Origin of the sequence: Streptomyces sp. NPDC057939 (genome assembly GCF_042887545.1) — a bacterium.
Classification (GTDB): domain Bacteria; phylum Actinomycetota; class Actinomycetes; order Streptomycetales; family Streptomycetaceae; genus Streptomyces.
In genome coordinates, this window is the sequence record NZ_JBHVPG010000011.1 from 57125 (window position 1) to 81542 (window position 24418).

The 24418-nt window shown below is 70.3% G+C and carries 25 protein-coding genes and 2 pseudogenes; 9 read left to right on the top strand and 18 right to left on the bottom strand.

Annotated features, from left to right (window positions below; genetic code table 11):
* Positions 1-77: 77 nt before the first annotated feature.
* Positions 78-1355, bottom strand: a complete 1278-nt coding sequence (locus ACFVS6_RS15120; protein WP_389703956.1) for a peptide ligase PGM1-related protein — start codon at positions 1353-1355, stop codon at positions 78-80.
* A 488-nt stretch (positions 1356-1843) separates the two neighbouring features.
* Here ACFVS6_RS15120 and ACFVS6_RS15125 point away from each other — a divergent pair, with 488 nt between their 5' ends.
* Positions 1844-2059 carry a hypothetical protein gene (locus ACFVS6_RS15125; protein WP_389703958.1) on the top strand — a complete coding sequence of 72 codons (216 nt, stop codon included), beginning with the start codon at positions 1844-1846 and terminating at the stop codon, positions 2057-2059.
* Positions 2060-2190: 131 nt separating this feature from the next.
* Here the strand turns inward: ACFVS6_RS15125 and ACFVS6_RS15130 are convergent.
* A pseudogene (locus ACFVS6_RS15130) lies at positions 2191-2313 on the bottom strand (IS5/IS1182 family transposase); the annotation flags it as partial.
* A 1660-nt stretch (positions 2314-3973) separates the two neighbouring features.
* Here ACFVS6_RS15130 and ACFVS6_RS15135 point away from each other — a divergent pair.
* Positions 3974-6211, top strand: coding sequence for a tetratricopeptide repeat protein (locus ACFVS6_RS15135; protein WP_389703959.1), 2238 nt, complete (start codon positions 3974-3976; stop codon positions 6209-6211).
* A gap of 174 nt (positions 6212-6385) precedes the next feature.
* Here ACFVS6_RS15135 and ACFVS6_RS15140 read toward each other — a convergent pair whose 3' ends face one another.
* Genes ACFVS6_RS15140 through ACFVS6_RS15150 form a run of 3 tightly spaced genes read right to left on the bottom strand, consistent with a single transcriptional unit; the run spans position 6386 to position 9543 of the window.
* Entirely contained in the window at positions 6386-7252 is an 867-nt protein-coding gene (locus ACFVS6_RS15140; protein WP_389703961.1) for an amidohydrolase family protein, read from the bottom strand.
* Positions 7249-8253: a hypothetical protein gene (locus ACFVS6_RS15145; protein WP_389703963.1), complete on the bottom strand. Its 1005-nt coding sequence runs from the start codon at positions 8251-8253 to the stop codon at positions 7249-7251. Before ACFVS6_RS15145 ends, ACFVS6_RS15140 begins: the two co-directional genes overlap by 4 nt.
* A gap of 24 nt (positions 8254-8277) precedes the next feature.
* Positions 8278-9543, bottom strand: a complete 1266-nt coding sequence (locus ACFVS6_RS15150) for a cupin domain-containing protein (protein WP_389703965.1) — start codon at positions 9541-9543, stop codon at positions 8278-8280.
* Between the two features lie 125 nt (positions 9544-9668).
* Here ACFVS6_RS15150 and ACFVS6_RS15155 point away from each other — a divergent pair, with 125 nt between their 5' ends.
* The gene (locus tag ACFVS6_RS15155; RefSeq protein WP_389703967.1) at positions 9669-10166 is read left to right on the top strand and encodes a VOC family protein; all 498 of its coding nucleotides are present in this window, start codon (positions 9669-9671) and stop codon (positions 10164-10166) included.
* Positions 10167-10602: 436 nt separating this feature from the next.
* Here the strand turns inward: ACFVS6_RS15155 and ACFVS6_RS15160 are convergent, their stop codons facing one another.
* The 8 genes from ACFVS6_RS15160 to ACFVS6_RS15195 form a co-directional block, all read right to left on the bottom strand.
* Positions 10603-11697 (bottom strand): hypothetical protein, encoded by a 1095-nt coding sequence (locus tag ACFVS6_RS15160; protein ID WP_389703969.1) that lies wholly within the window; start codon positions 11695-11697, stop codon positions 10603-10605.
* 148 nt (positions 11698-11845) lie between these two features.
* Positions 11846-12349, bottom strand: coding sequence for an SRPBCC family protein (locus ACFVS6_RS15165; protein ID WP_389703971.1), 504 nt, complete (start codon positions 12347-12349; stop codon positions 11846-11848).
* Between the two features lie 190 nt (positions 12350-12539).
* A complete protein-coding gene (locus ACFVS6_RS15170) occupies positions 12540-12878 on the bottom strand; it encodes a hypothetical protein (RefSeq protein WP_389703973.1) in 339 nt (112 codons plus the stop codon).
* Positions 12879-13315: 437 nt separating this feature from the next.
* The gene (locus ACFVS6_RS15175) at positions 13316-13600 is read right to left on the bottom strand and encodes a hypothetical protein (RefSeq protein WP_389703974.1); all 285 of its coding nucleotides are present in this window, start codon (positions 13598-13600) and stop codon (positions 13316-13318) included.
* Between the two features lie 226 nt (positions 13601-13826).
* Positions 13827-14000: a hypothetical protein gene (locus ACFVS6_RS15180; RefSeq protein WP_389703976.1), complete on the bottom strand. Its 174-nt coding sequence runs from the start codon at positions 13998-14000 to the stop codon at positions 13827-13829.
* The gene (locus tag ACFVS6_RS15185; protein ID WP_389703978.1) at positions 13997-14305 is read right to left on the bottom strand and encodes a DUF6247 family protein; all 309 of its coding nucleotides are present in this window, start codon (positions 14303-14305) and stop codon (positions 13997-13999) included. Before ACFVS6_RS15185 ends, ACFVS6_RS15180 begins: the two co-directional genes overlap by 4 nt.
* Before the next feature lie 466 nt (positions 14306-14771).
* Entirely contained in the window at positions 14772-15062 is a 291-nt protein-coding gene (locus ACFVS6_RS15190; protein WP_389703980.1) for a hypothetical protein, read from the bottom strand.
* Between the two features lie 245 nt (positions 15063-15307).
* Positions 15308-15886, bottom strand: a complete 579-nt coding sequence (locus tag ACFVS6_RS15195; protein ID WP_389703982.1) for a TetR/AcrR family transcriptional regulator — start codon at positions 15884-15886, stop codon at positions 15308-15310.
* A gap of 89 nt (positions 15887-15975) precedes the next feature.
* Between ACFVS6_RS15195 and ACFVS6_RS15200 the strand changes: the two genes are divergently transcribed.
* Both ACFVS6_RS15200 and ACFVS6_RS15205 read left to right on the top strand, forming a co-directional pair.
* The gene (locus ACFVS6_RS15200) at positions 15976-16422 is read left to right on the top strand and encodes an anthrone oxygenase family protein (RefSeq protein ID WP_389703984.1); all 447 of its coding nucleotides are present in this window, start codon (positions 15976-15978) and stop codon (positions 16420-16422) included.
* Positions 16423-16630: 208 nt separating this feature from the next.
* Entirely contained in the window at positions 16631-17206 is a 576-nt protein-coding gene (locus tag ACFVS6_RS15205) for a dihydrofolate reductase family protein (protein ID WP_389703986.1), read from the top strand.
* Positions 17207-17228: 22 nt separating this feature from the next.
* Here the strand turns inward: ACFVS6_RS15205 and ACFVS6_RS15210 are convergent.
* Positions 17229-17394: pseudogene (locus ACFVS6_RS15210) on the bottom strand (IS701 family transposase); the annotation flags it as partial.
* Positions 17395-17546: 152 nt separating this feature from the next.
* On the opposite strand from ACFVS6_RS15210, the gene ACFVS6_RS15215 reads away from it, so the two are divergent.
* Together ACFVS6_RS15215 and ACFVS6_RS15220 are read left to right on the top strand one after the other, a co-directional pair.
* Positions 17547-17951: a type II toxin-antitoxin system PemK/MazF family toxin gene (locus ACFVS6_RS15215; protein ID WP_389703988.1), complete on the top strand. Its 405-nt coding sequence runs from the start codon at positions 17547-17549 to the stop codon at positions 17949-17951.
* A gap of 99 nt (positions 17952-18050) precedes the next feature.
* Positions 18051-18353, top strand: a complete 303-nt coding sequence (locus ACFVS6_RS15220) for a hypothetical protein (protein WP_389703990.1) — start codon at positions 18051-18053, stop codon at positions 18351-18353.
* A 271-nt stretch (positions 18354-18624) separates the two neighbouring features.
* Here the strand turns inward: ACFVS6_RS15220 and ACFVS6_RS15225 are convergent, their stop codons facing one another.
* Genes ACFVS6_RS15225 through ACFVS6_RS15240 form a run of 4 tightly spaced genes read right to left on the bottom strand, consistent with a single transcriptional unit; the run spans position 18625 to position 22260 of the window.
* Complete coding sequence (locus tag ACFVS6_RS15225; RefSeq protein ID WP_389703992.1) at positions 18625-19824, bottom strand: ABC transporter permease; 1200 nt, start codon at positions 19822-19824, stop codon at positions 18625-18627.
* A complete protein-coding gene (locus ACFVS6_RS15230; RefSeq protein WP_389703994.1) occupies positions 19821-20555 on the bottom strand; it encodes an ABC transporter ATP-binding protein in 735 nt (244 codons plus the stop codon). The genes ACFVS6_RS15225 and ACFVS6_RS15230 overlap by 4 nt, the downstream gene beginning before the upstream one ends.
* Entirely contained in the window at positions 20552-21730 is a 1179-nt protein-coding gene (locus ACFVS6_RS15235) for a peptidoglycan-binding protein (protein ID WP_389703996.1), read from the bottom strand. The genes ACFVS6_RS15230 and ACFVS6_RS15235 overlap by 4 nt, the downstream gene beginning before the upstream one ends.
* 2 nt (positions 21731-21732) lie before the next feature.
* Positions 21733-22260, bottom strand: coding sequence for a hypothetical protein (locus tag ACFVS6_RS15240; RefSeq protein ID WP_389703998.1), 528 nt, complete (start codon positions 22258-22260; stop codon positions 21733-21735).
* A gap of 193 nt (positions 22261-22453) precedes the next feature.
* On the opposite strand from ACFVS6_RS15240, the gene ACFVS6_RS15245 reads away from it, so the two are divergent.
* Both ACFVS6_RS15245 and ACFVS6_RS15250 read left to right on the top strand, forming a co-directional pair.
* Entirely contained in the window at positions 22454-23110 is a 657-nt protein-coding gene (locus tag ACFVS6_RS15245; protein ID WP_389704000.1) for a response regulator transcription factor, read from the top strand.
* Entirely contained in the window at positions 23107-24378 is a 1272-nt protein-coding gene (locus ACFVS6_RS15250; RefSeq protein WP_389704002.1) for a sensor histidine kinase, read from the top strand. Before ACFVS6_RS15245 ends, ACFVS6_RS15250 begins: the two co-directional genes overlap by 4 nt.
* The last annotated feature ends 40 nt before the right edge of the window (positions 24379-24418 follow it).

The window sequence follows — 24418 nt, forward strand, 5'->3', positions numbered from 1 at the left end:
ACCGGGGTGCCGTGCGGGTCCCTGCGCACTGTTTCACCCCGGCACCCATCCGGGTGCCAGGAGCGGCATCCTCTGGGTCAGCCGCCCTCGAATTCGAGGACCTCGGCCAGTGCCGCTTCCCGCTCTGCCACGTCCCCGGCGCTTCTGGCCACCACCGCGTACCGCCAGGACCGTCCATCGGGCGGTGCGTCCGCGTAGAGAACCACGCCCTCGCCGTGATCCTGGTCGAACGCGAGGCGGGATGCGCGCAGCCGGGCAAGCGCTCCTGCGAAGTCCATGGGGCTGCGGCTCCAGCCCTTCGACACCGACCATGCCGGGCGCGGCTCGACCGATTCCGCAGTCAGCCGGGCGACCATGCTGTGGGGTGTCGTCGTGGCCGTACGCCGGATGTTGCTCTCGCTCGCGTACGCGACACCGTCCGTGTCCACCAGCGCGTCGAGCCCGAAGGGCCCGGCGTAGCCGTGGTCCGCCAAGTGGCGGCCCAGGAGCGTCCCCCATTGCTCCAGCTCGCCCGCCACGTGTCCGCAGGACGGCGGCAGCGGAGAAACGTAGCCCGTGAAGGAGCCCCGGACCGTACGCATCGCACCGCTGAAGAGCACCCGTGTTCCGGAGGCGGTCACGTCCAGCTGGACGCTGACCGACTCGGCCACATCGAGGCACTCCTCCACCACCCAAAGGCCTTCGGGCCCACCGACCGAATCGAGCCGCAGGCTCACCCCGCCCGAAAGGTCCTCGCGGGACACGAAGCGCATCCCGTGCCCTCCGGCCGAACGGTCCGGCTTCACCACGACGCGTTCGTGCTCCCGCAGCAGCTCGCGCGTCACGGCTTCGGTCTGTGCGCGCCGGCAGACCCGCCCTGCGGGCACCCGCATGCCCAGCCGTCCGGCCGCCTCCCGGAAGCCGGCCTTCGTATTGAGCAGCATGGTCGTCTTCAGGGCGGCCTCGGCGGCCTCGATCGTGGGGTACGGGTGCACCGCGAGACCGATGTCGCGGGCGAACGCGATCGCCGAGGCGTCCAGGGCCGTCGGCAACAGCGCCGCACCTCGGTCACCGGCAACCGCCCGGACCCGGTCCATGAGGCCGGCCTCGCGCACCGCCCGCGCCAGCGGAACGGCTCCGGCGGGCGGTACCTGGATGACGGTGACCGATCCCGCAGGGACTCCGGTCAGGTCGAACGCGTACCGCAAGAACTCCGGGCTCAGCGGGACCGGCGTGACGAGCGCATCGCCCGGCCGAAGCAGCCACACCTTGCGCGGTGCCTGTTGGGCCCACTGCGTCAGGATCTGCCCCTCGTCGAGATCCACCGCCAAGTCCGAGAGGAAGTTCGCGAACACGACAACCGGGCCTGTCTCCATCACCCCTGCGCTCCTCTGCTCGCCGCACGTCGTTGCCTTCAGTGTCCTGCGGGCTACCCGCCACCGCTGTTCGGCGTCTGAAGTTCCGCGGCTGACCGGATCGTCTGTTCCGCCTGCCGGGGAAACAGTCCGCTCTGCCCGCGCGCACGGCGATGCGGGATGACCAGGTCGGAGCCCAGTAGCGGCCGCGGCGCCTCCGGGTTGAGGGGAGGCAGCGGCTCCGGCCCCGGCCCAGACGTACGCCGGCGCTGTGGATCCGTGGCCTGCAAAAGTACGCCGACAGCATTTTTGCCGGCGGAATTGCCTGGGGCTGTGAGAGTCCACCGTGATCGACTGAGTCTGCCGCAGGGGCGCTGCCCTGCGCCGGCGGACAACCCCCAACCGCCGACGCACAGCGCCCCTTTCGCCTGGACCTCTTCCGCGGCCCAGGAGTGAAGAGCGGTAGATGTCGACCAGAGCGAAGGGCAAGAGCCAGTATGAAGAAGAGAATGATTGTGCTTGCCGGTGCCATGGCCGTGGCCGGTAGTGTCGCCATCGCGGCCCCGGCCACCAGCCAGGCGTCCACGGCGGACCACGGACGGCCTGCTTCCGTCCCCGCCCCGCAGGCCACCGTTGCCGCCGACCAGCAGCTGTCCGTGTCCGACAACGGCCTCGTCACGCCGTCCGGCGAGTGGGGCGTGGGCCGTCGGACGCCGCGCGCCTAGGAAACACCCCTCGGGTCACCTCGCCGACCAGCTGAAGACGGCGGCGGGGTGAAGCCCGGCCAAGGGGTGTCCGCAATCGGTCTTCGGGAGGGCCGGGACAAGACCTGCGGTGCGGGATGACCAGCGACCCTGTACCGGTAGTTCTTCACCTTCGTGGCAATGGCATGGCCCCGTGCAGGGACGAGGGTGCCATCGACGATCAGCACCGCATCCTCGACGAACCGCTTCCGTTGCTTCAGCGCGAGCAACAGGGCGACGTGGTCCGGGACGGTTCCGACGGCGTGATCACAGCACCCACGACGGCAAAGGCCCCACGGCGGCAGCGGGCACCCTGGGTTCCGTCACCCCCACTCAGACCTGTCGGCCAGACGGCGGTACCACCAGAACTGAGTCCGCCACTCGCGCCGACGCACGAACGGGTCCGGAAGAGTACGGCGCAAGAACTCCGCGTCCAAGGGCTTCACGAGCCGGCCCAGCTCGGCTCGGGGGCGTTCCGGGAGCCGCTCCATCACCTCCTCCAACACGTCACGTGCATGTCTGACGTCGTCGAAGGAGCACCAGGTGCACGAGCAGAACGACTCCCGCGGGTAGAGCGGACGTCGGCCCGGTGGGTGAAGGAACTCGCGGTACCGCCGCAACGCATGGTCGGTGGCACCTGGGTGGATGTAGAAGCTGTCGCTCGAATGCTCGGCCCGGTGCACGGCCAGGCTCGCCCTCGCGGAGAGGCCGTGGATCCGGAACGGTGGGGTCGGCCCCCAGACACGGGAGGCCGGTTGTTCGGCGCGCAGTGCGCGCGGCCGTCTACGCGGCATCGGCCTTTCGACGAATGATCACGTGATCCATGATGCCAGGCGCCCAAGACCTGCCCTATCCGGTTTCCGACGTCGATCGACGGCCAGGGGTGCCACCAGAAGGAGGCGCACCACCCCGGTCGACGATGCCGGCGGTGGCGTCTGTGCGGTTGCGGCCGTTCAGCGAGCGGTGCGCGAGGGCGGGCGGGGCGACCCGGTGCGTTCCATGTCGACGCCGACGGGCCCCCGAGGACGGCCTGAGGCCGTTCCCGGGCTCATATCCGTCCGCTCGGAGTCCACGCGATGCGGCGTTCGATCCGGCCCGAGCGGGCGGACTCGGGGCTCGCACAGGTGATGTTGGCCAGGACGGAGCTGCGTTCGTCCGCGCGGTCGTGGTCGGCCGTGCGGGACAGCGTCCGCCGGTGGGACGACGTGCTCCGCCCGACGGAGGACGCATTGCCGCGGCCTACACCGCGGTCCCGTGAGGTGTGGTCCCCGGTGTTCGGGACCGGCGTGGGAAGCTGCGCGCCGTAGTGGTTGGCGAGGCTCGTCACCAGCGGCGTTCGGGCGGTCGGACATCGACCGGCCTTGCCCGATGTGGGGGTTGAGATCGCCGATGTGGCTGTTCCGGCTCCGCGGCTCGACGGTCGTGGAGCTGTAGCTGTGGCAGCTCCTCGTCCTCATGGATGTGATGCTGCGGTCGCTGCCGTCGGTGCCGGCTCCTTCGTCCATGCCGGTGATGTTCCACAGGCTCGCGTTCCAAGGACGGCTGTTGTCCGCGTGGGCCGGCGTGCCTCCGATGCTCACCGGGGTGCAGGTCACGAGGAGGGCGAGGCACAGGGGGCCCAGGCGCCTGCCCGTTCGGCGGACGGCGGAAATCGGGTTCATCGCTGGCTTTTCCACGGGGTGTTCGGCGCGGAACGCGCGCAGGCGCGCGGGTGCCGCAGATCGGGGGGTGAGGGGTACCGGCGGTGTCCGGCGTCTTCGTCTGTGCCTCAAGACAACCCGATGGATCCGGGGCGGAACAGGAAGTTCAACCCGCAAAACTGTGTGCCGCATACTTTTGCAGGTGGGGTTCGGCGTTCGAGCAGAACCACGTCGAACAAGAGGGGACGTTCTCGGCATGGGTACGGGTGCACCGGCCACCGGCGGCTTCGGCGCGCTTCTGCACGGTCTACGGACGGGGGCCGGGCTGAGCCAGGAGGAGTTGGCGCAGAAGGCGGGGATCAGTGTGCGGGCCCTGTCCTACATGGAGCGGGGCCGCTCCCGGGGGCCGCAGCGCCGGACCGTGCAGGCTCTCGCCACGGCTCTGGGGCTGGACGCGGCAGGGGCCGGGGAACTGGAACGCCTCGCGAGCCTGGGCCGACCCCGCCCTTCGCCCACGGCGGACGTCACGTTGCCTGAGGTCGTAACGGCGGGCGGCGTGCCGGATCCCGTCGCGTCCAAGGACGCGCCCGATCTGCTGCCGCGTGCGCCGCGCGGCTTTCACGGGCGTACGGCGGAGCTGGCCGCCCTGTCACGGGCCGCCACGGGCGAGGCGCCCGTCTGTCTGGTCGTAGGGCCCGCCGGGGTGGGGAAGACGGCCCTCGTCCTGCATTGGGCCCACCACGTCCGTGCCGGATTCGTCGACGGGCTGCTCCATGCCGACCTGCGGGGCTTCGGCGATACGGGTGAGCCCGCGCTCATGGAGGTGCTGCGGGAGTTCCTGCTGGCGCTCGGTGTGCCCGATTCCCGGATGCCGGAGTCGGCGAACGGCGCGGCCGCGCTGTTCCGATCCCTCGCGGCCGACCGTCGGCTCCTGGTGGTGCTCGACAACGCGCGTGAATCCGAGCAGGTCAGGCAGCTGCTGCCGGGTGGGCGCGACTGCGTCACCGTCGTCACCAGCAGGCACCGGCTGCAGGGTCTGATCGTCACCGACACCGCCCGGCCCGTCGCCGTGGACGTCCTCGGCGCGCAGGACGCCACGATGCTCCTGGCCGGTGTGCTCGGTACGGAACGGGTGGGTGCGGAGCCGGCGGCCGCGCGACGGCTGGCCGAGCTGTGCGGCGGGCTGCCCCTCGCACTGCGGGTGACGGCCGCCCGCCTGGCCGGACAGCCCAACTGGTCGCTGGGCGCGATGGCGGACGAACTGTCCGACCACACGCGTCGGCTGAGCCTGTTGGACGTGGAGGACACCGGCGTACGAGCGGCCCTGCGCATGACGCTGCAACAGCTTCCGGCACAGGTCTCCCGCCTGTTCGCACATCTCGGCCGGCACCCCGGCACGCACGTCGACCGGTATGCGGCGGCGGCCCTGGCGGGCACGGACCCGGCATCCGCCGAGGTCTCCCTGGACCGGCTGGCCGTCGCGCACCTCGTCGCGGAGACGACGCCCGGCCGATGGACGATGCACGACCTCGTTCGGCTCTACGCACGGAGTCTGGACAGCGGTCCCGAAGCACTCAAGCGCGTCCTCGACCACTACATCGCCACGGCCCTGGCGGCCGTGGCGGCGGCCGAGCCCGGCAACGAGGACTGTTTTCCGCTGCCCTCCGACTACCAACCGCCCGCCGACGTACGCGAGTTCGGCGATCGGGCCGCCGCCGTGGCCTGGTACGCGGCCGAAAGGGACGACCTCACGCTCGCGGTGGCCGCGGCGCACGCCGCCGCGCTTCACGACAGGACCTGGCGGATCGTCCTGACGCTGTGGCCACTGATCGTGTGGCGCGTACGGGACGGCTGGGTCCCGCTGCTGCAAACGGCGCTCGCGGCGGCGCGGGCCGACGCCGACCCGCACGGCGAGTCGAGGGTGCTGAACGTCCTCGGCTGGGTGCTGACCGAGGAAGGTCGCATCCCGGAGGCGCTGACTCATCTGGAGGCCGCTTCCGCGCTCGCCTCGCGGGCAGGTGACGCGCTGGCCGAAGCGAACGCTCTGATCGTCCTGGCGGTGGCGCAGTCGGCGCTCGGCAACCTGGACCAGGCGGCGCGGGGGTCCGAGCGGGCGGTGAAGCTGGCGCGGCAGGCCGGCGACCGGACCATCGAGAGACTGGCCATGCAGCACCTCGCCCGGCACCGGGCCGACTCCGGGAAGTGGCACCAAGCCCTCGACACGGCCACCGAAGCCCTGGCCTTCGACGACAGGTCGGGCACGGCCGACGTGCCCCGCATCCTGCTGCTCATGGTGAGGGGAGAGGCGCTGCTGCGGCTCGGGAACGAGGCCGAGGGCATCGGGCAACTCGACCTGGCCGCCCGGGAGGCGGAGTCCTTCGGTTACGACGACGGTGCGGTTCGGGCGCTCCGCGTGCTGCTGCGGGTATCGGCGGACGCGGAACTCCGGCAGCGCTACGACGCGGCAGTCGCACGACTCACCACACGGGCCTGAATCCTGACGCACCCCCCGGCGGGCGGGGTCGCCGACGAGCCGGCATGCGGGCCGGTCGCCGATGAGCCGCTCTGCGGGCGGGCGTTCGGGCGCTGCCCGGAACCGCCGAGCACGGTGGCGACGGGTCGGCCCGGATCCGGTGCTTCACGCACGTCCGGGCGGCCTCCGGCGCCGTCAAGTGGTTTCGGACGCGCCCCAGGTGACCGTCCGGTACTCGCGGACGGCTTCCGCCAGGCGCGCGTCCCGGACGAACGGGTAGTCCGTGCCGAGCAGGACGCGGGGTCGGCCCACGTGTCGTCCGGCCAGTCCGAGGGCCGCCGGATTCCCCTGTGTGTGGCTGTCGAAGCACAGGGTGGACGTGACGACGTCCTGCACGGTGTCGGGGTCGAGCAGGAAGCAGGCGCCGCCGGCTCTGCTGACGATCGGCCGTATGTGGGGGAACCGGGCCGACATGTCCGCTGCCAGCCAGTCGAGTACGACGGTGGTCAGTTGCGCGATGGCGCCCACGGACCACGTCACTGCGACGGGGTCGCACAGCGACGGCCCGGCGGGGGTTCCGGCCGGGTGGTAGAGCAGCGCTGCCCGGGCGTGATCCAGTGCCGCGTACAGGGGTTCGTAGTGGGAGTCCAGAGTGGACGTGCCGTGAAGGGCCGGGGGGAGGACGATGCCTCGTGCGCCGAGCCGGTTCATGAGGTGGTCGAGCTCGTGCAGTGACTCCGTCACCAGAGGCAGGGGCAGGATGCCCAGGAAGGCGAGGCGGCCCGGGGCTGAGCGGACCACGTCGGCCATCGCCTCGTTGGCCAGTCGCGCCGCCCGGACGTTCCGCTCGGGTGGGGCGAGCCCGGGATAGAGGGCCGCGGCATTGAGAACCTGGCAGTCGATGCCGCTGTCGTCCATCTGTCGCAGGCGCCGGCTCAGCATCGCGGCGCTGTCGTCACCCGGCGTGAAGCCCCGCTGGTGGCTGGAGTCCTGGCCGTGTGCGGCGAGGAAGTCGCAATAGGCGCGGGGCCACAGGTGGGCGTGCCAGTCGGTGACCGTCATGCCGCGGACCGTCGTCCGCCGAGCTTGCGGATGCGCAGCCCGGCGTACTGCCGGGCACGTTCCGCACCCGTCGTGCCACTGTCCTCCTTGCTGGCTTCCATGCGCAGACTCACGTTGGTGTCGCCGCCGAAGCGACGGCACACATGGACATGTGCTGCGTAGAGCCGCTCCAGTGCGTCCTCGAACTTCCGGTAGGTCACTCCCCCGGCGACCGCCGGCAGCAGCCGTGTGCCGAGGCTGTCGAGGGACTGCACCAGGTAGTGGTGGTCACGGGTCTGCAGGCCGCTGAATCCCGACCCCACATGCGGTGGGGTCATGGTGGGCCGGATCGAGCGGACGTAGAGCTCGGGGGCGAAGTCCGCGGCGTGCCGCATGGCGAGTGCGGCGCTCGTGCAGAACAGCACGGTGTAGTCGAGGTAGGCGGCTTGTTCGGCGGCGGTGCGTGCGTTGACGGCGCACCCGCAGGTCACGGTGATGGCCTGGAGGTGCGCGAAGAAGAGGCGGTGTCCGGACGTCCAGCGCAGTTGTGCGGTGTGCTCGTCGGCAGGGGGCGCGACGAGGCCCTCGGGCGGGCGTACGAGTCCTGTGCCTCGGTGGTGGGCACGCCGCCGGCTCAGCAGGGCCGAGCCGGCGCCCACCAGCGCGGAGCGCTCGGCCGGGCTCAGCGAGGAGGCGGTGCGCGCGAGGTCGAGGGCGGTGTCGATCTCGGCGACGAGGAGGGCACGGAGGAACAGGTCGGCGGGGCCGTGGGCCCTGGCCACGCCGAAGAAGGTGTCGTGTTCGCTGAAGGCTTCCTCAAGTGAGGGCGTCTCATGAGGCCCGGCGGTGTCGTAGTGGTCCGGCGTCAGTACCTGCCGCAGTCGTCGCACGGAGTCGGTCGCCGATGGTGAGGCGTCGAGCTCTGCTACCAGTGCGTTCACCGCGGACGTTGCCGACCACAGTTCATCCCCGGTCGTGGGGAGGTCGCGCGCGTGGAGGAGGGGAAGCGGTTTCGTGGTCACGGCAGGGGTCCTGTGCGTCAGGGGCTACCACGTCAGCGGATAGTCCGGGTCCAGCATGGGCAGTGCATCGCGTCCGGGTTCGAGGCGCTCGTGTCCGTCGAGCAGCAGGGTCCACTCGGAGGTTTCCTGTTGGCCGCGCGTCGCCTCGGCGAGTCCTGGGGGCGGGCCGTGCGGGACGCCCGGCGGGAAGACGGTCACCGACCCTTGGCGCACGCCGCTCTCCGTACGGGAGCTGAAGTCGCCGTCGGCGAAGAGCAGGAGTTCGTCACCGCCGAGGTTGACGTGCTGGTAGGGCACTTTGACGGCGTGCGGGTGGTACTCCAACAGGCGCGGGGTGAAGAAGATCAGGTCGGCGCCCGGCATGGCGAAGATCTGGTGTACCGGCGGTGGCGCGTGCAGCCGTGCGCTCACCGGCTCGCAGTCCGCGATGTTGAGCACGTACGGATAGAGCGTCCCGGTCCAGCCGACGACGTCGAACGGATGGTGGCGGTAGGTGATCGCCGTTCCGCGGTGACCGTGCCGGGTCAGGACGGTCGTGCCGCGTGCGTCGACGGGTTGTGGCGGGTCGGGATGCCGCAGGTCGCGTTCGCAGTAGGGACTCCCTTCCAGGAGCAGTCCGTGCGGGGACAGGTACCGGGCCGGGGCGCTGATCCGGCCTGCCGACTCGAACAGGGTCAGGCGCAGAGGCGGCGCGGTATCGCGCGCCGCCGGTGGTGTGCGCCGGCCAGGGTCTGCCGGGGGGACCGCGTCCGGCCGTCCTGCCGTGGAGGGGTGCCATGCGTGCACCACTCCGGCCGGGATGACGACGAAGTCTCCCGGGCCGACCTCCATGCTGCCCATCGCGGTGTGCACGAGGGCCGTCCCCGCTTCGACGTAGGCGCACTCGTCGGCGCCGGCGTTGCGGTACAGGGGCGATGCGCCGGTGGCGACGGCGCGCCAGACACGAAGCGTGTCACCGCCCACCAGCATGACGCGGTGACGTACCGCGTCGGTCTCCGCACCGGGGGCAGGCGCCGGACGGCGAGGGAAGTGCATGGCGGCGTGCAGACCCGAGGAATCGGATTCCGTCGACGGTGGTTCCCACGGAGCACGCCCTTCGACGCCTGCCGGGTTGTGCAGGTGGTAGAGCAATGAGGATTCGCCGTCGAATCCGTCGTCACCGAGCAGTTCCTCCACCAGGGGCGATCCCTCCGGACCCTCCCAGTAGATGTGCCGTTTCGGCGGATAGCACCCCACATTCCTGTAGTGCGGCATCGAAATCCTCCCGTCATGGATGAGGTCCATCCTCATTGCTCCGATGCTCGTGCCGCTTCGTACGATCGGGCGTGGAACGGATGAATGCGGATCGTCCGGACCGTCCTCCTCCGCCGGCGAACACACGCACATAGCATGAGGAATCAGTACTGATCAGAAGGATGAAACATCGGGGCGCGGAGGTGCCTGTGAGTGTCGAACGAGTCAACCACGTGGTCCTCTGGGTACGTGACGTGAATCGATCCGCCGATTTCTACAGTTTCGTACTGGGCCTCTCGGTCATCGAGCAGCACGGTAACGAAAAGGCGTTTCTGCGCTCTCCCACGAGTCCCAATCACCATGATCTCGGACTATTTCAGGCCGAGGTCACACGAGAGGTGACCCCGGGAAGTCCGGGAATGTATCACACGGCTTGGCAGTGCGATTCGCTTTCCTCTTTGGTGGACATTCGAGAACGCCTGACATCCTTGGACTCATTCCTGGGAGGCACCGACCACGGCGCCACGAAGTCCTTGTACGCGAAGGACCCCGACGGGCTGGAATTCGAGGTCATGTGGCTCACCCCTCGGGAAACCTGGGTGGAGGGACGCCAGCCGTTCGGCCCGCTGGACCTGGAGGCCGAGCTGCACCGTGTCGAGAGCGGCAACGGCAAGGGGTAGGTCGCTTCAGATGCTGATGGCCGACGACCCGACGGGCCGACGGGCTCGACCGGAGCAGGTCGTGTTGACGGGCATGGGCCCACGAGCAGCCGGACGGCCGCGTGGGGTTGGAGCGCCGCGACCATGGATCCCGAACCTGGGGAGTCCACCAGGTTCGGAGTCCGGTGGACCAGTTCTTCCGGCTGATCAGCCAATGAAATTCAGCCATGCACAGCTGCTAGGTTCAGCCAGTCCGAGGCGACCCCTCGGCCCACACGCCCTGAGCCACTGCGGGTCTTGGGGCGTGAACGGCTTCAGGGGCGGGGAACCGGTGATCGCCGTGTTCGGTTCCCCGCCCCGGCTTCGAGGCCTGTCCGTGTCTGCTCCGGATCGAAGTCGGGCAACGGACCTCCTCCGCGTTCCGCACTCCCGTCCCGGCCGGATCGTCACCGTCTGCTCAGGGCCAGGAGGCCCAAGGGTCTTCCGACGGTTCGGGCTCTTCGGGGTGGAGCATGCAGCGAACGCAGCGCAGGAGTCCCGGTTCCCCGGATCCGCCTGCGGCTTCCATCCACGGCAGGGCCTCCATGGCGTGCGCGCGTTCGTCCGTGGCGAAGGCGTCGACGGTCCTGCGAAGGTCCTCGGGTACGAGTACGAGTACGGGTACGGGTACGGGTGCAGGTACGAGTCCGGGTACGGGTACGGGTTCGTCGGTGAGGCAGAGCCAACCGATCGCCGCCGCCAGGCGAACTTCGGGGGCCTCCCGCCGGTCTTGCCACCGCTCGCGCAACCACGATGCGGTCGGCGAGTGGGCGTGGGCCCGGGTGGTCTCGGCGACGGCGAAGAGCAGCGCGGCGCGGACCAGGGCCTCCTGTTCTGCGGAGAACCTGGTGGCGAGGGCGGTTCGGACCGTGTGATCGGGGTCGGCGGCAGTGGCCAGAACGTAGGTGGCGTCGATGCGGATGGTGGGGTCGGGGTCGTGGAGGAACGGCAGCAGGGCGGGTGCCTCGGCGGTGATCGCTGCGCGGGCGGCGGCCACCGACCAGCCTGCGGGGTAGCCCGTTACCTCGACGCCGTAGTCGTCGTAGTCTCCGGGGGCGTGGCGACGAGGATCGGTGCGGTGGAGAAGGAGTCCATCGCGGGAGGCGACGCCGTGGTGCCGGGCGCGGGCCGGGCCCGAGAGCAGGCTGAGGGCGGGGGCACGGTGCGGGTGGTCGGCATCGGTCGCGATGGGGATGAGGAACGGTACCGCCAAGGCGACGGCGGCCCGGCTGTCGTTGGCGCACAGGCCCCACAACCCGGCCGTCGCCCGGCCGGCGGGTCCCTCGCCGGTGTGCAGCCGTCGAACGTCCTCATGGACTTCCTCGCCGTGGGGGAAGTTCCCCCACGGGACGGCGTCCAGGCACGACCCGCGCCGGTCCCCGGGCTGCATGGCGATGGTGGCGGTCACCACAGCCCGCACGTCGAAGGCGCCTCCCACGAACGAAGCCGGATCCGCTCCGTCCACCAGCTCCCGGCACATCGCGAACGTCGGATCGGTCCGCCAGTCCCCCACACCACACCTCCAGCGTCGAATCCCCGGAGAGTCGATCATGCCTTGCCGTGCCGTCCCCTCCGGCCGGCCACCGGACACGTCGGACGAAGGAAGATCAACACACCATGGGCGTCAGGACCTCGACCGATCGGGGCCGGGTTGAGGCAGCTCAGCCCGTCGAGTCGCGGACGTCCTTCCCCTGCTCTGCGAACGCCTTGAAGTCCTGCATGTGCTGTCGCGACTGCTTGCGGAAAGCGCCGGGCATCAGAAGGCCCATCAGCTTCATCAGAAGGCTGCTGAAACGGTACTCGTTCTCGCTCTCCCAGAGCGTCGTCGCCGGGCCGGCTTCGGTCAGCCGGTCGCGCACGGCGCTCCACATGCCCTCGCCGACGATCTCGCGGTCGAAGTGAACAGTCCTCGTTTTCGCGACCTCGCGCAGGTCTGCCGGTTCCCGACGTGTAATGGTCTCCGTGCACTCGACCCTCCGCCCGCCCATCTCCATCACGACCCGTGACTTCGTGCCGAGCTGCCCGTGCTGCCCGCTCAGCGGCTCGTGGAGCACCAAACCCCGCAGCCAATTCGGCAGGTGCGCCGGGTCGGCGAGCAGTTGGACCGCCTTCTCCCGCGGCAGGGCGATCTCGATGGAGACGGTGTATTTCAGCGGGCGCATCATTCTTTTCCTTCCAGGCGTGGGACACCACATTTTTGTGCTGCGCCACCCTCCTCAGGACAGGACACCGCGTTCTTCACCCGCGATGTGAGGCCGTACGTGTGATCTGCGGCTGGTTGCGCGAACATCGAGGGCGCCGCCCCGGAACACCCCGCGGGACGCGGCGGGTGAGCCGGCACCCCTTGCGGTTTCGTCAGTTCCGCGTGGAGCCGTTCGGGGGCTGTGGCCGCTGCATTCGTTGCCGGGCGGCGGTTCTCGACCGGCGGCTCCGGTGCTCGGAGATGCCGTGGTCCGCCGGATCGCTCGCGAGCAGCACCACGGCCAGGCGTTGGATCTTTTGGTCCAGGACGACGGCGAGGCGTCGGCGTTGCTCGCTGCGGATCGCGGCGAGCGTGTGGGTGCTGGTGTTCAGCTCGACGGCCAGATAGCTGGTCGGCCATCCCCGTTCGGCGAGGTCCTGCAGTGCCGCGGCGGCCCTTTCCGCGTCAACCAGGCCCGGCAGACGGTGATCTCGCCTGAAGACGCTGTTCAAGGGGACGCCGAGAATGGCATCGGAGGTAGCGCGGTGAATACCGGTCGGCCTCTCCCCTGCCGGGCGGAGCAGGCGCCGCACGAGCGTGACGGCGACCCCGGAAATCGCCGCGATGTCCGCAGCCGACAGGCCCGTCTCCCGTAGCCGACAGGCATGGGCGGCCGCGCCCGTGGAGGAGACCCGAGCGGGTCTGCCCGCCTTCAGCTCCCTGGTACGCCGAGCACGGTCCCGGCGAGCCGCGGCTATGCACGCGGGACGCGTACAGCCGTAGTCGGCGCAGGAAGGGCTGCCGTGCCGGACCCGGGACCGGATCGGCTGCTTACGGCCCTTGCTTACAGCCCCTGCCACGGGAACCGGGACGGGGACGGGGCTGGTGGAGAGCGCTGTGGATGCTGCGGGAGGGGTTGCGTTCATACCGGTGCGATTCTGACTTACCTTCATGTCGGCATTGATCCGAGGGCCGTTCGACCGATGACTGTGCCACCCGTCTCATGCCTACGCCGGTTCCAACCCCGGGCCGCGGACAGGGTGCCGCTCACGATCGGGTCCTTCGGCAGTGAGAGCTCACCGACCGGCACGGCGATGTGTGCGGCCTCGTACTCGACGGTCGCGGCCAGGCGGTCGGCGCGCTCTTGCCGCGTCAGCCCGAGTGCGACCACCACGCGATAGCCCACGTGGCCCATGGGTCGAGGGGCAGCAAGCCAGGCTGTTCCGTCAGTCATGACCGCCATCCTGACCTGCACCTCTGACAACGCCCACATCGGTCACGCTCGTCGCGCCCGGCGAGGCCACGGTTCCGAAGCAAGCCCCGAGGCGTTCTCGGAACTCGGGGGCACCACCGTCAGCCCCGCGAGACCGTTCCCGTACTTGGGCTACAGCGTTCACGTGAGTTGCCATCAAAGCCCGTGCCAGGCAACGCCGGACCCGACCTCGGCCGCGATACTTCCATCAGCGGCCCTGACCCGGGACGCCGAGGTCGGGGTGTTGCTGCGGCCGACCCCATGGGGAGCGCACCGCAATGTCCAGGACGTCGCGGACCGTCTCCTTGGCCGGGTCGGGGAGGTCGGAGAGCGTCTTCGCGGCCTGCGGGGAAAGTCGCGCCGCCCACGGCCGAGCGGTCACCTGCGGCGATCGAGGACGTCGTCCAGATCGACGAAGTCGGACTCGTCACAACCGGAGCCCATGAAGGCATCCACAGCCGGAGCCGCGGCGACGCGCAACTGCCAGGTACGCACCACCTCGTGCAGCGGGGTGAGGCTGAAGGAGTCGCGGGCGTCCTCCAAGGCCTTGGCCCAGTCCCGCTCGAAAGCCGGCACCCACGTGTCCGCACGGCGATCGGCGCGCAGCAGGGCACGGAGTTCGGCTGGGGCCCCGGGCGCGGGGGCGTACGGCGGGACGGTTACGGGGTCTACGGGTTGAGCGCTCACGGGCTCCTCCAGGCAGGTGGTACCGCCACGGTAGCCGCCGTAGCGGCGGAGGGAGGAGGGGTTCCGCTCTCGCGGCCGGTGAAGGTGGCTCCGAACGCAGCGGGAAGGCGTGGGCTCGCGGAGGCGCCACAGCTCCGCAGGACGCCGCGAGGGCCGGGAAGGCCGCCGAGATCGCGCCTCTCGGGCCCGACGCGGTGGGGCGGCCGCGCTTCACGGGGGGCAGTGGGCGGAAGCCGCTGACCGCTCAGCGGCGTCCCGGACAGGCGTTCGGCGTGTGCGGATCACTCCGTCCCGTCCCGCTCAAGACTCGGGTCGTACAAGGCCATTGAGTCCGTGATCCTGTGATCCTGCGTTCGAATCCGCACCGACACCTCGGAGAACGGCGCGGTGCGGAGCGCTTCACGTGGCCACGTGGAACGAGCCTGCCCTGCGGCCGCGTTCGCGGATGAGCCGGACTACGGATGGGCTACCCGCCGGCCGATTCCCCTGCCCGACCGGGAAGCGTCCACCAGGCGATCAGCCGTGCCGCCATCGCATCCGGCCGCGACGTAGCGGCGTCGAGACCGAAGTGGTCCTCCAGTTCGTGCCGCAGGAACTCGGCGATCGCCACCCGGCCCGCGCCGCCGTGAAGCCGCCCGAGCAACGGGGCGAGCATGCAGTCGTACTCGTCCTGCACGGCGTCGGCGACACCGATCGGATCCCACTCGTTGAGCAGACGCCGCAGGTCGCGCTCGGTGGAGGTGCTCCAGGGTCTCATCACCCCAGATTGCCTCATCACGGGCCCGGCCGGGCCCGTGGTCGATGCGCATCACCGCTTCCAGGGTGCGTGCCACCCGTCCGGGACACGGGGCCCCGGGCCGGGGCGTGGGTCACGGGGCCCGGCGATCAGCGGCTCCGCTCCGTCGGTGCGAGTGGCCGGGAGCGTCGGCGCGGGCGAGAAAACAGAAACGAGGCGGCGCAAGGACCCTGGCGCCCCCGCCCCGTACCCGCCGATCCGGTGTGTCAGGCCACGGCGAGGCGGTCCACCAGCAGTTCCACCCTCGACTCGGCATCCTCGGGCATGAGGCGGCCCGCTCGGGTCAGGGTCGCCAGGCCGTGGAGCGAAGCCCAGAACACCTCGGTGAACAACCCCGGTGGGACGCCGTCGCCGGCGACGTCGGTGAGGTATTCGACCAGGGCGGCGAAGGCGTCCTTCAGCGGCTCGGGGGTGTCCTCCTGCGCGTACATCAGGCCGCCGTCGAGCTGGAACAAGGCGTCGTAGACAGCCGGATTGTGCTCGGCGAAGTCGAGGTAGGCGTGGGCGAGCGCGGCGACCCGCTCGCGCGGGCTGTTCTCGCCTGAGGCGGCGGCACGCACGGCCGCGGCGAGTTCGGCGGCGCCTTCCAGGGCGACTGCGCCGATGATCGCGCGCTTGCCTCGGAAGTGGCTGTAGAGGACGGGCTGGCTGTATTCGATGCGCTCGGCGAGCCGGCGGGTGGTGACGGCGTCCCAGCCCTGCTGCTCGGCGAGTTCACGGGCGGTCGCCACGATGAGGCGCTCGCGCTCCGCCCGTTCGCGCTCCTTGCGTTCTTTTACCGACATGAAGAAATCCTAGCACCGCTAGACAAGTGAGCGCTTGCAGTACTAGCGTTGCCTCATCACCTAGCAACGCTAGCTCGGGAGGGAACCTCATGTTCAACGCCCTGCAGGTCTTCACCACCGTCGTCGTCGGTCTGATGGTGGGGGTGGAGTTCTCCGTCCTCTTCATCATGAACCGGATCCTGGACGCGCTCCCCGAGGACAGCGGCCAGCTCGGTCACGCCCACGGCGGCCGGATGCTCGGCGCCCTGATGCCGTTCTGGTACATAGGCTCGGTGGTCCTCGCCGCGATCTGGGCCGCCGTCGGATGGCACGACGGCGGCGCGGGACTCGTCGTCACCGCAGCCGGACTGCTGATCCTCAGCGTGGTCATGTCGATCCTGCTGCTCGTCCCGATCAACAACCGGAACAAGACCTGGACCCCCGAGAACCGTCCCGCAGACTGGAAGGAGCAGCTGCAGAGCTGGCACCGCTACCACTACGCCCGCGTCGCCGTCATCATCGCCGCGTTCACCCTGCTGGTCACCGCCCTCGTCTGATACCGGCGCCGCCCGGCACCACAGGACGCGACGGCTCCACGAAGTTCACCAAGCCGAGGACGGCTCGCACGGCGACGAATAGTGTCGCCGAAGAGGGCGAACACCGTCCTGGTCGGCGCCGAGAGATCCAGGACCGTCCCGCGAGCCGAGACAGGTCCTGCGGCGCCGGCGGCCGTAGGGTCGAATCCGTCTCCGAGGAGGACTTCTGATGCGCAGCGTGACCTACTCCATGGGTGTCTCCCTTGACGGCTACATCGTCGGACCGGACGGCGGCTTCGACTGGACAACGCCCGACGACAACGTGTTCCGCTTCTGGATCGAAACGACCCGAAAGCTCAGCGTCCATCTGATGGGACGACGGCTCTACGAGACGATGCTCTACTGGGAGACCGTCGACCAGGATTCCTCGCTGGACGAGGCGACGCGCGAATGGGTGGAAGTCTGGAACCCGCTCCCCAAAGTGGTGTTCTCCAGCACGCTGACGACGGTGCAGGGCAATGCCCGACTGCTCTCCGGCGGCCTGGCGGAGGAGATCGAACGGTTGCGAGCCGAGCCCGGGGAGGGAGACATCGCGATCGGCGGCGCGGCCCTCGCCGCCGAGGCGGCCGCGGCGGACCTGATCGACGAGTACCAAGTCGTGGTCCACCCGGTACTGGTCGGCGGCGGCATCCCGTTCTTCGCCCGGGACGAGCGCCAGGTGGATCTGGAACTCGTAGAAACCCGCACCTTCAGCTCGAAATTCGTCTACCTCCGCTACCGCGTGGTGCGCCCGGCCGCTGTCTAGACGTTCGCGATGCGCGGCCGATGGCCCCCTTGGGCACCTTCCTGGCCGACGTGTCCGCGCAGAACTTCCCGGCCCCTGTGGTGGCTTCGCGCGAGCAGGCCACCGCGAGGACATGGCCGGTGCCGCGTTCTTCCGGCGCGACGAGTGGCGTCAGGGTCGCCGCCGTGGACCTCGTCTCCCGCGAACGTCTCCTGCCGGCGGGCAGGGTCTACGCTGTGGCCTGCGACCACCGCATGATCTTCAGTCTTTTCCCGTAACGATGTTCAACGGTGGCCGCGCTGTCTCCACGGCGCGTCAGGGTCGCGCCGTGTCTGCCTGCCGCCCTGTATCCGGAGGACTTGTGCGACGTGGTGAAGTCTGGTGGGCCCAGTTCGACGAGCGGATGCTGGTCGTACTGCTTTCGGGAGACGACACGTCCGGGATCCGGGTGATGCAGGTCGTCGCTCCGGCGGGCGTCGACATCAGCGGTCTGGGCATCGAAGTGACGGTCGGCGCCGGTGAAGGACTGCCGTTCGAAGGCGTGCTGCGACTCGCGTTCCCGCGTCCAGGCCTCACCCCGTGCACGTGGCTGACCACCGTGTCCCGGGACGACCTGATCGAGCGCGCGGCCGTCCTGTCCTCCGTGAAGCTCGGCGAGATTGACGACGCCCTCCAACTCGCTGAACAAGCGCAGGAGCAGACCCCGGCCACGACCGCGAGACTCGGCGAGATAAGGGATGCCCTCCGACTCGGTGAACTCGGTTAGACGAAGAAGGAGCCGAGGGAAGCATCCAGCCGGCGACGGATGCGGGGCTGGACCACATGCTCGAACGCCGGCGGAGCCGGGTGTGGCAGCATCATCGCCATGTCCTTGCTGACCTGGAACCACGACGGTGATCTGTTCTGCGCCCTCACCACCGAGACGGGTACGAGCGAGGGCCGGATCACACAGTACGAGCTCAGCGAGGCCCGCATGGTTCCGGCTGGAACCCCTTCCTCGCAAGCTTCACCCGCGCCAGGGCCGACGGCCGTGACGGTGGTTGTCCACGCGCCGGCGGAGGAGAAACCCGCCGAGGTCCACTTCGACGGAACTCAAACGCTGCCGTTCGCCGTCCTCCAGCACTTCATGGCGTTCGTCGCCCCACACCTGGCAGACACGGAACGGTAGGGCGGCTGCCTTTGCGTCACGTTGGGAGCGTGGACAGGAACGAGAGACGCAATCCGTTCCTCGATCACCCGACCAGGAGCCGGCCCCGCCTGTCGGCGCAGGGGTTCGGTGCGGAGTCCTGGGGATGGACGGCGTGATCCCGCGCGCCCGCCCGCCGTTCGCCGGGTGGGTGCGCGGGATCCTGGTCCGGGACCGGTCGGCCGTAGCAGGTCGAGCGTGGTGTGCGGGTGGGAGGGGCGGGGACGGAACGGGCGCGGTTCCGGGTGTCCCCTCAGGCTGAGCGCAAGGCGTCCGTCGGGGAGGCCCTGGCCGCGCGCAGCGCCGGGTGGAGTCCGGCGAGGGCGGCGACGATGACGGCGACGACGGGACCGGCGACGACCGTGTGGAAGGGGATCGAGGCCGGCCATCCCTGGGCCAGGGCGTAGCCGTAAACGGTGAGGGCGCCGACGATCAGTCCGCCGATGCCTCCGATACCGCCCATCAGGACGGCTTCCAGCAGGAACTGGGCGGCGATCTGTCCGCCCCTGGCGCCCAGTGCGCGGCGCAGTCCGATCTCGCCGCGGCGTTCCATGACACCGACGACCATGGTGTTGGCGATGCCGACGCCTCCGACGAGCAGGGCCACTCCGGCGAGGGAGAGGACGAGTCCGGTGAGGGCTCCCTTCGTCTCGTTCCGTGCCGTGAGGAGGTCGGAGGGGCGGCTGACGGCGACCTTGCTCGGATTGGCCGGGTTGGCGGTGGCGCCTGCAACGGCCTGTACGTCGGGGACGCGTTCGGGATGGGTGCGCAGGTAGACGGTGGCGGCCGTGCCGTCCGCGCCCAGGTGTGCCGTTGCCTGTGGCCAGCCGACCAGGGCGGACGTGGCCAGTTCGGGGGCCAGGTCGTTCGGAGCGAGGATGCCCGTGACGGCGTACCACTGGCCGCCGAGCCGGACCCGCTCGCCGGGTGCGGTCACGCCGAGGCGCTGCGCGGCCTGGTCGCCGAGGACGGTCACGGGGAGGTTCGCGCTCGCCTCGTCCAGCCACTTCCCGCGGAGCAGGGTGGCGTGCAGGACGTCCATCAGGTTCAGCCGGGTGGCCAACACCGCGATGCTGCCGGTCTGTTCCTTCGGTACCAGGTCGTTGCGGTAGACCTCGGCCTTGGTCGCACCGGTCGCGGTGACCTGTTGCACGGGGGCGATGTTGGCGAGCATCTTCTCTGCCGTGGGTGGCAGTGGTGCGGGTTGCTGGTCGGTGCCCCTGCCCGGTGTGACGGTGATCAGGTTGGAGCCGAGTCGGTCCAGGCGGGCCAGCAGGTGCGCCTGGTTGGAAGCGCTGATTCCGGTCACGGCGATGACTGCGGCGATGCCCAGGGAGATGCCGAGGGCGGACAGGGCGGTGCGCATCTTGCGCGTGCGTGGTCCGATCATGCCCAGGCGCAGCAGGTCCGTCGGTCGGAGCCGGGTCCGGCGCAGGGGGGACGGGGATGTCATCGGTCGACTCCTGCGGGGTGCGGGCGGCGTTCGTCGAAGTCGATGCGGCCGTCGTGGATGCCGATGCGTCGGGGGAAGGAGGAGGCGAGGTCGCGGTCGTGGGTGATGACGACGACGGTGGTGCCGTTGTCGTTGAGGGCGCGCAGGAGGTCGACGACGGCGGCGCCGGAGGCGCTGTCCAACGCTCCGGTGGGTTCGTCGGCGAGCAGCAGCGCGGGGCGGCCCACGAGGGCGCGGGCGATGGCGACGCGCTGCTTCTCCCCGCCGGAGAGTTGGTCGGGGCGGTGAGCGAGGCGGTGCCCCAGGCCGACTTCGCGCAGGGCTTCGACGGCCGCCCGGCGCCGCCGTGCGGCGGGGGCGCCGCCGTAGAGGATGCCGGTGGCGACGTTCTCGACCGTGGTGAGTCCGGGAAGCAGGAAGAACTGCTGGAAGACGAAGCCGATCCGGTGCGCGCGCAGGGCCGCCAGTTCGTGGTCGGAGAGGTCGGACAGGTCGCGCCCTTCGAAGCGCAGCTGCCCGGCGGTGGGCCGGTCGAGCGAGCCGAGGAGGGCGAGGAGCGTGGACTTGCCGGAGCCCGAGGGGCCGACGACGGCGAGGAGTTCACCGGCCTCCACGGTGAGGTCGATGCCGTGCAGGATGCGCAGCGGGGGTGATCCCGCAACCGGGTGTTCCTTGACGACGCCGGTCAGCTCCAGCACGGGTACTCGGCCCCGACGCGGTGGTGTGGTCACTTGGGGATCACCACCTGGTCGCCGCTCCGCACGTCACCGGTGATCTGCGCCTTGGCGTCGGCGACGAGTCCCAGCCGGACCTTGACCAGCCGGCTGGTGGCCCCGTCGACGACCTTGACGCCGTAGCCGCCGCCGTCCAGGGCGAGCAGCGCCGTGACCGGGACGATGAGGGCGTCGTCGGCGGTCTGCCCGACGACGTTGACCGTCACGGCGGAGGGTCCGGCCGACCGGGCCTCGTCCTGGCTGTCCAGCGCGATGGTGACGGAGGTCTTCTGCTGACCGCCGCCACCGCCGGACCCGCCCGCCCCGCCGTCCCCTCCCCCGGTATCGCCGCGGAGCAGGGAGCGGACGCGCCCTTCGACCGTGCCGCCGCCCGAGAGGTTGACCAGCACCTTCCCGTTGGGTTTGAACTGGGACAGCTGGTTCTCGGCCGGCTGGACGACCGCGACGAGGTCGGTGCCGCTCACGGTCATCACGGACCCCGCCCCGAGGGTGGAGCCGAGCTGCGCGCCGTGCTTCTGCACCTGCACCTCGGCCGGCGCCAGCATGACGACGCTGCCGGGGGTGACCGTCCCCGTCTCCTTGACGCCGAGGGCCTTCTGCCATCGTTTGACGGCGGTTGCGGTGGCGTCCGTGAACTTCTCGTCGACGGCCAGGCCGAGGCCGCCCGCGTGGCCGAGCTTGACCAGGTTGCTCTTGAGTTGTTTGACATCGGGCCCGTGTCCGACGCCTGGGCCCAGCTCGCGCCACATGGGCCGGTCCCCCGTCATGAGGACGACGGGTCGCCCGTCGACCTCGTAGAGCTTGCCGCCCGCCTTGACGACGGTGCCGACGGCCGGCAGGGCGGTGATCGTGCCCTGGCCGGTCCCGACCACGGAGGTGGGAGTGTCGTGGCTGAGGGCCCCGGCGACCTGGATGCCGCTGGACAGCGATCCCTTCTCCACCGCCACCGTCCCGTGGTCGACGGACGACTGCTCGGTGCCGGGCCCCTTGCCCTCCCAGGGGCGGGTCGCGCCCCACGCGGCGGTGCCCGCGAGCGCGGCTACGAGGACGAGGGGAACGACGGTCCTGCGACGCTTCTTCCGCCTGCTGCCCGGCACGTCGGTGGCCTCGGAGGCGGTGGCCGCGGGGTCGGTGAAGCCGACGGCATCGCCGGTTTCGACGGTCTCGGGCATGGTCACTCCCCGATCGAGTAGCTGGGCGCGGGCAGCTTGCTGCAGGCCGGCTGGACCGCGTCCCACTTGGCGGCGTCGAACTTCAGCCGCGGGATGAGGAGGACGCCGCTCTTCGGGTCGGGGTCCGGTATCTCCGAGTAGCCGTTCTTCCGCGCGCACGCGACCCACGCACGCGCCTCGTCCACGAACTTCTGATTGATCTTCGCTTTGGCCTGGTGGATGCCGGGAACCTTCTCGTCGCAGACCTTGACCGCCGCCTCGTACCCGGCGACGTCCACGTCGCCGCCGGTACCGGTCGCGGGGGTGAAGATGTTGCCGTCCTTGTCCTGCTGGACCTCGTTGCGCCCCTGTCCGTGCATGCAGGTCACCCAGGCCCGGCGGACCGCGTTGTCGTCCTGCGGCTTGCCCTTGCCCGATCCGTCGCCCCCGGCGACGTTGGGCGCGGCCTCCTGGGAGGAGCAACCGCTCATCACCAGTGCCGCGCTCACGGCGGCTGCCGCCATGAGGACCCGTCCGGTTCGACTGCGCATGTTGTGCTCCCTGATGTGGCTCGACGATGGCGTGACGCGACGTCCACCAGTTCTACGCAGCGCCCGGTTAGCCATCGGTGAGCTGCGCCTAACCGGTGGCTAACGTCGTCCGGGGGATCCTTGACCAGCGGATTCACACAGGACGGCGCACCGCGCAGGCACCTGGAGCAGGACGGACGACGGGACGGAAGACATGCGAGTGCTCATCGTCGAGGACGAGGTGGAGCTGGCCGAGATGCTGGCCGAGGGCCTGCGCGGGGAAGGCATGGTCTGCGACGTCGCGCACGACGGTGCCCGCGCGCTGGAGATGACGGCCGTCACCGCGTACGACGTACTGGTCCTGGACCGCGATCTGCCCCACCTGAGCGGGGACTCCGTCTGCCGGGCCCTGAACACGGCCGGCCATCCTGCCAGGATCCTGATGCTCACCGCCGCCGGCGGCCTCTCCGATCTGGTCGACGGCCTCGGTCAGGGCGCTGACGACTACATGGCCAAACCCTTCTCCTACCTGGAACTGGTCGCCCGACTGCGGGCCCTCGGCCGACGCGCCTCGCAGGGCAGCGCGGCCACCGTGCTGAGCCGCCACGGTGTCAGCGTGGACACCGTTCGAAGGGTCGCCGAACGCGACGGCCGCCCACTGAAGCTCACGCCCAGGGAGCTCGGTGTGCTGGAACTGCTGCTGGCGGCGGACGGCGCACCCGTCGATACGGAGGAGCTTCGGGACAGGTTGTGGGACGCGGCACTGAACCCGGCCACCACCGCCGTACGGGTCACCGTGCACTCCCTGCGCCGCAAGCTGGGCGACCCTCCGCTCGTCCACCACGATCCCGGCTTCGGATACCGGCTGTGAGCCGCGGCCACCGGGTCGGCACCCGGCCCGTCCCGTACCGGCTGCCGCTGCGCGGGCGGCTGACGCTGACGACCACCGCGCTCTTCGCGGTACTCGGCGCCGGCCTGCTCCTCCTGAACTGGCTGAGCTCGCGGCAGCTCATCGAGGACAACCGCTACCTCGTCATCCAGGCCGTCGATCTCCTCCCGGCAGCCGAGCCACCCGGCGTCCCGGACACCGGCCCTTCCGATCCGGTACGGAGCCCCGCCCCCCTGCCGCCGGGCACCTCCGAGGCCGTACCCACCACGCCCGCCGAGGCCTTCGAGGACTTCCAGCACAGCGTCCTCAACGAGTTGCTGGTCCGGTCCCTCGTGCTCCTCGTCCTCTTCACCGTCCTCGCGGCACTGCTCGCCCTGTGGTCCGGTCGCCGCTCACTGCACCGCCTCACCCAGGTCACCGCCGCCGCCCGGCGCATCAGCACCGGGAGCACCCTGGACGAACGGCTCGCCCTGACCGGACCGCACGACGAGGTCCGCGAACTCGGCGACACCTTCGACGCCATGCTCGACCGTCTCGACCGCAGCTTCACCGCACAACGCCACTTCACCGCCCACGCCTCGCACGAACTGCGCACCCCGCTCACCTTGCAACGCACCGCTCTGGAGATCCCCCTGGCCCAGGGCCGGGTCCCCGCCGACCTGCGACCCGCCCTGCACCGCGCCCTGGACGCCAATGCCCGCACCGAGCGTCTGATCGAGGCGTTGCTGACCCTGGCCCGAGGAGAGAGCGAGGCTCTGACACCGCAGCCGGTCGATCTCGCGGACACCGCCCGCTACGCCGTCACGGAGCTCGCCGAGGAGGCCCGGGCGAGCACGATCCGCATCAGCACACACCCCGCCCACGCGCCGGTCGCCGGCGACCCCTCCCTGCTCCAGCAGATCGCGCTGAACCTCCTGACCAACGCCGTACGGCACAACCACCAGGACGGCACGGCGACCATCACCACCGGTGTCACGGGTCGGCGGGCCTTCATCGAGGTCACCAACACCGGACCGGCCTTGGCCCCTGCGGAGATCCCGATCCTGTTCGAGCCGTTCCGACGCGGCCCGGAACGCCGGAGCAAGGGCTCGGGACTGGGCCTCGCCGTGGTACGCGCGATCACCCTCACCCACCACGGCAAGGTCACCGCGACCCCGCGCCCCGGCGGAGGACTCACGGTCCGCGTCGACCTGCCCCTCCGGGCCGGCGGCGAACCGTCCACGTCTACGCCCACCGCTACGCCCACGTGAGGTGATCGGACCTTCGGAGCTCGGAACTTCGGGGCTCGGA

Coding starts and splice junctions, on each gene's coding strand:
- ACFVS6_RS15205 (WP_389703986.1), top strand. CDS start 16,631: ATGCGCAGCGTGACCTACTCCATGGGTGTCTCCCTTGACGGCTACATC.
- ACFVS6_RS15150 (WP_389703965.1), bottom strand. CDS start 9,543: ATGAGGATGGACCTCATCCATGACGGGAGGATTTCGATGCCGCACTAC.
- ACFVS6_RS15125 (WP_389703958.1), top strand. CDS start 1,844: ATGATTGTGCTTGCCGGTGCCATGGCCGTGGCCGGTAGTGTCGCCATC.
- ACFVS6_RS15235 (WP_389703996.1), bottom strand. CDS start 21,730: ATGCCCGAGACCGTCGAAACCGGCGATGCCGTCGGCTTCACCGACCCC.
- ACFVS6_RS15135 (WP_389703959.1), top strand. CDS start 3,974: ATGGGTACGGGTGCACCGGCCACCGGCGGCTTCGGCGCGCTTCTGCAC.
- ACFVS6_RS15165 (WP_389703971.1), bottom strand. CDS start 12,349: ATGATGCGCCCGCTGAAATACACCGTCTCCATCGAGATCGCCCTGCCG.
- ACFVS6_RS15120 (WP_389703956.1), bottom strand. CDS start 1,355: ATGGAGACAGGCCCGGTTGTCGTGTTCGCGAACTTCCTCTCGGACTTG.
- ACFVS6_RS15240 (WP_389703998.1), bottom strand. CDS start 22,260: ATGCGCAGTCGAACCGGACGGGTCCTCATGGCGGCAGCCGCCGTGAGC.
- ACFVS6_RS15140 (WP_389703961.1), bottom strand. CDS start 7,252: ATGACGGTCACCGACTGGCACGCCCACCTGTGGCCCCGCGCCTATTGC.
- ACFVS6_RS15175 (WP_389703974.1), bottom strand. CDS start 13,600: ATGACTGACGGAACAGCCTGGCTTGCTGCCCCTCGACCCATGGGCCAC.
- ACFVS6_RS15245 (WP_389704000.1), top strand. CDS start 22,454: ATGCGAGTGCTCATCGTCGAGGACGAGGTGGAGCTGGCCGAGATGCTG.
- ACFVS6_RS15225 (WP_389703992.1), bottom strand. CDS start 19,824: ATGACATCCCCGTCCCCCCTGCGCCGGACCCGGCTCCGACCGACGGAC.
- ACFVS6_RS15190 (WP_389703980.1), bottom strand. CDS start 15,062: ATGAGACCCTGGAGCACCTCCACCGAGCGCGACCTGCGGCGTCTGCTC.
- ACFVS6_RS15195 (WP_389703982.1), bottom strand. CDS start 15,886: ATGTCGGTAAAAGAACGCAAGGAGCGCGAACGGGCGGAGCGCGAGCGC.
- ACFVS6_RS15220 (WP_389703990.1), top strand. CDS start 18,051: ATGTCCTTGCTGACCTGGAACCACGACGGTGATCTGTTCTGCGCCCTC.
- ACFVS6_RS15155 (WP_389703967.1), top strand. CDS start 9,669: ATGAAACATCGGGGCGCGGAGGTGCCTGTGAGTGTCGAACGAGTCAAC.
- ACFVS6_RS15200 (WP_389703984.1), top strand. CDS start 15,976: ATGTTCAACGCCCTGCAGGTCTTCACCACCGTCGTCGTCGGTCTGATG.